This is a genomic window from Actinotalea sp. (assembly GCF_041597215.1).
Classification (GTDB): domain Bacteria; phylum Actinomycetota; class Actinomycetes; order Actinomycetales; family Cellulomonadaceae; genus Actinotalea.
On record NZ_JBFHHB010000307.1, the window covers coordinates 1 to 3,192 of the forward strand.

General features: G+C 74.1%; 4 protein-coding genes. 1 reads left to right on the top strand and 3 read right to left on the bottom strand.

Translation table 11 applies throughout. The annotated features are described in order from the left end of the window. Together ABWK99_RS15090 and ABWK99_RS15095 are read right to left on the bottom strand one after the other, a co-directional pair. Nucleotides 1–479: dimethylarginine dimethylaminohydrolase family protein (locus ABWK99_RS15090; protein ID WP_372595517.1), on the bottom strand; the 479-nt coding region annotated here is incomplete at its 3' end. Between the two features lie 142 nt (nucleotides 480–621). Continuing rightward, nucleotides 622–1,194, bottom strand: a complete 573-nt coding sequence (locus ABWK99_RS15095) for an SRPBCC family protein (protein ID WP_372595518.1) — start codon at nucleotides 1,192–1,194, stop codon at nucleotides 622–624. Nucleotides 1,195–1,220: 26 nt separating this feature from the next. Between ABWK99_RS15095 and ABWK99_RS15100 the strand changes: the two genes are divergently transcribed. Next, a complete protein-coding gene (locus ABWK99_RS15100) occupies nucleotides 1,221–2,207 on the top strand; it encodes an aldo/keto reductase (RefSeq protein ID WP_372595519.1) in 987 nt (328 codons plus the stop codon). Nucleotides 2,208–2,270: 63 nt separating this feature from the next. Here the strand turns inward: ABWK99_RS15100 and ABWK99_RS15105 are convergent, their stop codons facing one another. Next, a complete protein-coding gene (locus tag ABWK99_RS15105) occupies nucleotides 2,271–3,128 on the bottom strand; it encodes a hypothetical protein (RefSeq protein ID WP_372595520.1) in 858 nt (285 codons plus the stop codon). Between the last annotated feature and the right edge of the window lie 64 nt (nucleotides 3,129–3,192).

Here is a 3,192-nt window from a genome sequence, read left to right on the forward strand (position 1 = left end):
AGCTCGAGGCTGACGACGGTGCGGCCCGTGAGCCCTGCGAGCTCGGCGTGCGAGGCGATGTCGGTGCGGAAGCCCCAGCCGGCCAGGATGTCGTCGCCGACCTTGAGGATGTCACCCTCGCCCTCGTTGGTCTCGGCAGCGGTGTGGGTCACGAAGCCCGCGTCGGCGAACCACTTCTGGTAGAGCGGGCCCTCCGGCTGGCGCTCGGGGTAGCGGAACTTCGCGGAGTAGACCAGGCCGTCGATGACCGTGGCACCGTTGGCCGCGTAGACCATGTCCGGCAGCCCCGCGACGGGGTCGATCAGCTCGACCGTGTGACCCCAGGACAGGTACGTCTCGCGCAGGGTCTCCCACTGGGCGACGGCGAGGTCGGCGTCGGTGGCGACGGTCGTGTCCATCCACGGGTTGATCTCGTAGCTGACCTCGAAGAAGGTCGGCTTGCACATGAGGTAGTGGCGGGGCGTCGCGATGCGGTCCATGAGTCCTCGGGGGGTCGGGGCGTCGGTCGGCGCGTGCAACCGTTCGGGTCGAGCCGTCGTCGGCTGCCCTTCGAGGCTAGGGCTCCCGCCCGCCGGACGGCGGGTCAGGACGCTGCGTGTCGACGCACGATTCGTTGCGTGGTCAGGGCCCCTCGTGGCGATTCGTTGCGTGCCCGCGGGGCGAGGCGGCGGGGGAGGCCCTGACGTCGGCGCGCACGCGACGCAGGACCACCTCGAGCATGAGCCGCGAGGCGATCCGCGACACCGGGTCCGTGAGGACCGTCGGCAGGCCCCGGACGCCGATCTGCTCGATCCAGGTGACCTCGCACCAGGCGGCGCCCAGCGGCCGGACCTCGATCCCTGCGCCGCCGCGCAGCACCGGGCCGTCCTTGCGGTACTCGGCGACGCCCGTCGTGCGTTCGCCGGGGGAATCGGCGCGCAGCACCGTCATCCTGTCCACCAGACCGGGCCCGCCCGAGGGCGCCGTCGGCCCGGTCACGGCCGTGAACACGTCCCCGGGGCCGAGGTCGGCTCCCGCCTCGATACGGGTCATCGGCACCCAGCGCTCGTGCCGGCGCACGTCGGTGACCAGCGCCCAGGCCCCGGCCGCGGACAGAGGCAGGACGACGTGCGCGACGACCGGGGCGGGCGGGCGCGCCGTGGACCGGCGCCAGGTGTGCGCGATCTCATGGGCCAGGAGGCGGGGCGTCGGCATGGTCCGACCACGGTAGCGTCGGTGGCATGGACGAGCGCGTGCTGGGCAGGACTGGACGATCGATCTCGGTGGTGGGCCAGGGGTGCTGGCAGCTCGGGGCGGACTGGGGCGATGTCGCAGAGGACAGCGCGATGGCGATCCTGCACGCCGCTGTCGACGCCGGCGTCACCTTCCTCGACACGGCCGACGTCTACGGTGACGGGCGCAGCGAGCGCCTCGTGGGCCGGCTGCTCGCCGAGCGCGGGGCGCAGGGGCTGACGGTCGCCACGAAGATGGGCCGCCGCGCGAACCCGCACGTGGCCGACGCCTACACCCTCGACGCCTTCCGGGCATGGACGGACCGCTCCCGGGAGAACCTCGGCCAGGACACCCTCGACCTGGTGCAGCTGCACTGCCCGCCGACGGAGGTCTTCTCCCGCGACGCCGTCTACGACGCCTTGGACACGCTCGTGGACGAGGGCCGGATCGCGGCCTACGGCGTCTCGGTGGAGACCTCTGCGGAGGCGCTGACGGCGATCGCCCGGCCGAACGTGGCCTCGGTGCAGATCATCCTCAACGTGTTCCGCCGCAAGCCGCTGGAGCAGGTGCTGCCCGCCGCGCAGGACGCAGGGGTCGGCATCATCGCGCGGGTGCCGTTGGCGAGCGGGCTGCTCACCGGACGCTTCGACGCGGCCACGACGTTCGCCGAGAACGACCACCGCAGCTACAACCGGCACGGTGAGGCCTTCGACCGGGGCGAGACGTTCTCCGGCGTGCCCTACGACGTCGGGGTGGCCGCCGCGCGGGAGGTCGCAGCCCTGACCCCCGCCGGTGCGAGCACCGCCCAGCTCGCGCTGCGCTGGATCATCGACCAGCCGGGCGTGACGACGGTGATCCCGGGCGCCAGCCGGCCGGAGCAGGCCCGCGCCAACGCGGCGGCGGCAGCGCTCGCTCCGCTCGACGAGGCGACGTCGGCGCGCCTGGAGCAGATCTACGACGAGCACATCCGGGAGCACGTGCACGCGGAGTGGTGAGCGACGCCGGCTGCCGGGCGGTGCCCTGCGAGCCGGTGCTGGAAGCACCCGGGACCCTGCGCGTCAGACGGTCGGTGGGGCCCAGCCCTGGTCCACCGGCTCGATCCCGCGCTGCGCGGGACCGGGCGGAGGGGGCGGGCCGGGCAGCGGGAGCGGGTCGCTGAAGGCGGCCGGAGGTGGGCCGAACGCCCGCTCGGCGCCGAGCACGACCGTGCGGCCGAGCGCGCGGGCGCCGGTGGCCCCGATGACGGCGCCGATCCCGAAGGGCGCCAGGCGTCCCACGGCCAGCGCGCCCTGACGCGAGGCCTGGCGGCGCACCAGTCGCCGCGCCAGGGCCGTGTTGACCCGCTTGATCGTCGAGGTGGGCATCGAGGTGAGCACGGTGCGCGCCCACGCCGTGCCGCTCAGCCCTGACTCCGCTCCGACGGTCGCGGCCCCGTGCTCGCCCAGCACGGTGGCGAGCAGCAGGGTGCGCCGCCGAGCGGTGTCCTGCACGGCGATCCCGTGCACCTCGGCGACCGCCAGGGCGAACGCCGAGGACGTGGCGAAGAAGGTGGCGATCTCGCTCGTGGTCAGGGCGATGCCCGTCCCGGTCCCGATCCCCGGAGCCGCGGCGACCGCTCCCGCTGCCCCGCCCGAGGTGGACACGGCCAGGAGGTACTGGCGTTCCAGCATCCGCACGATCTGCGTGGGGCTGGCATGAGGGTTGCGCTGGCGGAGGCGAGCCACATGCGCGTGGATGACGCTCGAGGGGATCGCTACGGCCTTGTCGAGCAGCGCGTCGAGAAGCGCGATTCCCGTGATGGGGTCCGCGTTCGGTGGCGGCTGCCCACCGGGGTCCGGCGTCGCAGGCAGCACGAGGAGCTCGGCGTTCGGCGACCGGCCGGAGGACTGCTGGCGGCGGGGACGCAGCGACGGCATGGGTCGATGGTCCCACGGTGCGGCGCCGGGGGCGCGGGAACCCCGCCCGGACCTGGCGGGTGGG